Genomic DNA, 4,886 nt, shown 5'->3' with positions numbered 1-4,886 from the left:
CGGCCCGACACCGCGTCGGCGACGCGACGGGCCCGGATCCGCACACCGGATTCTGGGAGGCCGTGGAGCGCGAGGACCTGGAAGGGCTGGCGCGGACTCTGCGACTGGAGGAATCGCGGGCAGAGTTGACGACCCTGCTGCCCGCGCTGTCGGCATGGCATCGACGGCAGAGCACGTCGTCCACGATGGACGCGTGGCGGTATCGCGAAGGCTGGAGGCCGCTGCCCGACACCACCGCGCCCGCGCTGTCCGGCACCTGGCTCGTCGTCCTGGCCCCCGACCAGAAGGGCGATGTGCTGTACGAGGCGATCGCCACGGCCGTGAACCGGCACGGGGCCACGGTGGAGACGGTGGTCGTGGCGCCCGACGATCCGCGCCGCTGGGCCGACACCCTCGCCGCACACACCACGGCGCACACCACCGCACCCGTCATCGGCGTGCTGTCGCTGCTCGCCCGCGACGAGGCCGCCGGGCCGCACCGCACCCTGCGGCTGATCCAGGGCCTGGAGGCGGCGGGGCTGTTCGCGCCGCTGTGGTGTGTCACCCAGGGCGCGGTGTCCGTCGGCGACCACGATCCGCTGACCGGCCCGGCGCAGGCGCTGGTGTGGGGTCTGGGCCGAGTGGCGGCGCAGGAACTCGCCACCCGCTGGGGCGGGTTGGTGGATCTGCCCCAGGAGCTGGACGAACGGGCGACGGCCCGGCTGTGTGCCGTACTGGCCGCCGGTGGCCACGAGGATCAGGTCGCGGTCCGCGCCACCGGGACCCTCGGACGCCGTATCGTCAGGGCGCCACGCCTCGGCGATGTGCTCGATGACGGCTGGACGCCTGGCCCGGGCACGGTTCTGATCACCGGTGGCACCGGCGCCCTCGGCGGCCAGGTGGCCCGTCGGCTCGCGGCCCGTGGCGCCGAGCATCTGCTGCTCGTCAGCCGTCGCGGGGACACCGCGCCGGGAGCGGACGAACTGGTGGCCCAGCTGACCGCCTCGGGGGCCAAGGCGACCGTGGCGGCCTGCGACGTCGGGGACGCCGACGCGCTCCGCGCGCTCCTGGCGTCGATTCCGGACGCGTACCCCCTGACCTCGGTGTTCCACACGGCGGCCGTCCTGGACGACGCCGCCATTACCTCCCTCACCCCCGAGCAAGTGGACCGCGTACTGCGGGTGAAGGCCGATGCGGCGTGGCGGCTGCACGAGCTGACCCGGGACCTGAAGCTGTCCGCGTTCGTGCTGTTCTCCTCCCTGGCGGGCACCGTGGGCATGGTGGGCCAGGGCAACTACGCGCCCGCCAACGCCTATATGGATGCCCTGGCCCGCCACCGCCGCGCGCAGGGTCTGGTGGCCACCTCCGTGGCCTGGGGTTCCTGGGCGCAGGGCGGTATGGCCGAACGGGACGCGGTGACCGAGCTGCGGCTGCGCCATGGCGTACCGCTGCTGCCGCCGGAGTCGGCACTCCTGGCGCTGGAGGCGGCACTGGCGGACGACGAAACGGCCCTGGTGATCGCCGATATCGACTGGGACCGCTTCGCCCACGCGTACACCGCCGCCCGCCCCAGCCATCTCCTCGATGAGATCCCCGAGGCCCGGCGGGCGCTCGGCGCGGTCGAGGGTGCGGGGGCCGGGGCGCCGGGCGGCGGCGTCGGTACGGGCGGTACGGTGGCGGCCCTGCGCGACCGGCTCGCCGACGCGAAGCCCGAGGAGCGCGAACGACGGCTCCTCGAGGCCGTACGCGGCCAGGTGGCCGCCGTCCTCGGCCATGACTCGGCCGAGGCCGTGGGCACCAGGCGGCCGTTCCTGGAGCTCGGCCTGGATTCGGTGACGGCGGTGGAGCTGCGCAACCGGCTCGGGAGCGTCACGGGGCTCCGGCTGCCCGCCACCGTGATCTTCGACTTCCCGACCGTGGCCGAGCTCGTCGGCTATCTGTACGCACAGCTCTTCACCGGCATCGACGACGGCCCTGATGGCGGCGCCACGGGTGACGGCACCGCTGAACTCGACGGCTTGGAGCGGCTGTTGGTGTCGCTGCCGAGCGACGCCCCCGCCCGTTCCGAGATCGCCGACCGGCTGCGACGGCTGCTCCGGTCCGCCGTGGACGCCCTGGAGACCGTGGACACCGCCGAGGAGCCGGTGACGTCCGACGATCTCGAAGCGGCCACCAACGACGAGCTCTTCGACTACATCGAGAAGGAGTTCGGGATCTCCTGATCCCGTTCCCGCCCGGCCCGCTGACCAGCCGGTCCTTCCGCCATACCCACCTCTCACCGCCGACTCTTCGCATGGAGCCCCGACATGGACGATGTGCACAAGCTCCGCCACTATCTGACCCGGGTCACCGCGGAGCTCAAGGAGACGCGGACGCAACTGCGGGTGGCGGAGTCGGCGGCCGCCGAGCCGGTGGCGATCGTGGGGATGAGCTGCCGCTACCCCGGCGGAGTGGCCTCGCCCGAGGCGCTGTGGGCGCTCGTCGAAGGCGGCGGGGACGCCATTTCCGGGTTCCCGGTCGACCGTGGCTGGGATCTGGCCGGGCTGGTCGACCCGGACGGCGAGCGGCCGGGCACCTCGTACACCGCCGAGGGCGGATTCCTGCACACCGCGGGCGAGTTCGATGCCTCCTTCTTCGGCATCTCGCCGCGTGAGGCGCTCGCGATGGATCCCCAGCAGCGGCTGCTGCTGGAGACCTCCTGGGAGCTGTTCGAGCGAGCGGGCATCGATCCGGCGTCGCTGCGCGGTAGCCGGACCGGGGTGTTCATCGGCGCCAGCTTCCATGACTACGGCAGCAGGCTGCCCGCGATCCCGGAGGAGGTCGAGGGCCATTCCATGACCGGTGTCGCGGGCAGTGTCGTCTCCGGGCGTATCGCCTACACCTTCGGGCTGACCGGCCCGGCCCTCACCGTGGACACCGCGTGTTCGTCCTCGCTGGTGGCGATGCATCTGGGGGTGCGGGCGCTGCGCAACGGCGAGTGCGGGATGGCGGTCGTCGGCGGTGTCGCCGTGATGTCCACGCCGGATCTGTTCACCGAGTTCAGCAAGCAGCAGGGGCTGGCCCGGGACGGCCGGTGCAAGGCGTTCTCGGCCGCCGCGGACGGCATGGGCGCGGCGGAGGGCGTGGGGCTGCTGCTGGTGGAACGGCTGTCCGACGCCCGCCGCAACGGTCACCAGGTGCTCGGCGTGATCCGGGGCACCGCGGTCAACCAGGACGGCGCCTCCAACGGCCTCACCGCGCCCAACGGCCCCGCCCAGCGGCGGGTGATCCAGGAGGCGCTGGCCGACGCGGGCGTGGCCTCGTCCGAGGTGGATGTGATCGAGGCGCACGGGACCGGTACGGCGCTGGGCGATCCCATCGAGGCGCAGGCGCTGCTCGCCACCTACGGCCAGGACCGGCCCGCCGAACGCCCCGCGCTGCTGGGCTCGGTGAAATCCAACCTCGGCCACACACAGGCCGCGGCGGGCGTGGCCGGTGTGATCAAGATGGTCATGTCGATGCGCCATGACGTCGTACCGCGCACCCTGCATGTGGACGAGCCGACGCCGCATGTGGACTGGGCCTCCGGTGCGGTGGAGCTGGTGACGGAGAACGCGCCGTGGCCCGAGGCCGAACGGGCACGCCGCGCGGCGGTGTCGTCGTTCGGCGTCAGCGGCACCAACGCCCATGTGATCCTCGAAGCGGTCCCGACGGCCGACACCGCACCCGTATCCGCACCCGAATCCGCACCCGAATCCACGCCCGCGGAGGGTCTGCTGCCGTGGGTGATCTCGGCACGCTCCGAGGCCGCGCTACGAGCACAGGCAGCGCAATTGCTGACGTTCGCGGCCACGAGCGACCGGCACCTCGCCGACATCGGCTGGACGCTCGCACGGCACCGGGCCGCACTCGAACACCGCGCGGTGGTCGTGGCCGCCGACCGGGGCACCTTCCTGGCCGGGCTGGATGCCATCGCCACCGGCGAACCCGCCGCCCATGTGGTCAGCGGAGTGGCTCCAGAGGAGCCGCCGTCCGGTGCGGTGTTCGTCTTTCCGGGGCAGGGGTCGCAGTGGGTCGGCATGGCCGCCGAACTGCTCGAATCATCAGCGGTGTTCGCCGAATCCATCGACCGGTGCGCTCAGGCCCTCGCCCCGCACATCGAGTGGGAGCTCCTCGATGTCCTGCGCGAGACCTCGGACGAAAGCGTGCTGGAGCGGGTGGATGTGGTCCAGCCCGCCCTCTGGGCCGTGATGGTGTCCTTGGCCCAGGTGTGGCGTTCGTTCGGTATCGAGCCCTCGGCCGTCGTCGGCCACTCCCAGGGCGAGATCGCGGCCGCATGCGTAGCCGGTGTGCTGAGCTTGGAAGACGGCGCACGGCTCGTGGCACTGCGCAGCCGCCTCATCGCCCAAGAGCTGGCCGGACACGGCGGCATGGCCTCCCTCGCCACCTCCGCCGACCAGGCCCGCGAGCTGCTGACGGGCCACGACGACGTCTGGATCGCCACCGTCAACGGGCCGACCTCCACCGTCATCGCCGGAACTCCGAGCGGGCTCGCCGAGGTGACCGCCGCAGCCGAGAGCGCCGGACTGCGCACCCGCACCATCCCGGTCGACTACGCCTCCCACACGCCCCACGTCGAACGCATCCGGGAACAACTCCTCCAACTCGCCGCACCCATCGCCCCACGCGCCGGCGACATCCCCCTGTACTCCACGGTCACCGCCACCTCCATCGACGGCGCGGCCCTCGACGCCGAGTACTGGTACCGCAACCTCCACGAACCCGTCCGCTTCCACGACACGCTGCGGACTCTGCTGACCGACGGCCACACCCTCTACCTCGAAACCAGCCCCCACCCCGTCCTCACCACCGCCATCCAGGAAACCAACCCAAACACCCACGCCACCGGCACCCTCCGCCGCGACCAC

At 72.3% G+C, this 4,886-nt stretch carries 2 protein-coding genes; both read left to right on the top strand.

Features of this window, described 5'->3' with window-relative positions:
- Positions 1-2,201 (top strand): SDR family NAD(P)-dependent oxidoreductase (locus tag GWI24_RS40320; RefSeq protein WP_210950988.1); only part of this gene is annotated, 2,201 nt, incomplete at its 5' end.
- A gap of 84 nt (positions 2,202-2,285) precedes the next feature.
- The coding region (locus tag GWI24_RS40315) for a type I polyketide synthase (RefSeq protein ID WP_210950987.1) at positions 2,286-4,886 on the top strand (2,601 nt) is incomplete at its 3' end.

Source organism: Streptomyces sp. MK37H (assembly GCF_018035285.1).
In the GTDB taxonomy this organism is placed as follows: Bacteria; Actinomycetota; Actinomycetes; order Streptomycetales; family Streptomycetaceae; genus Streptomyces; species Streptomyces endocoffeicus.
The sequence above is the reverse complement of the archived record's forward strand: the minus strand, read 5'-3'. Positions and strand labels throughout refer to the sequence as shown.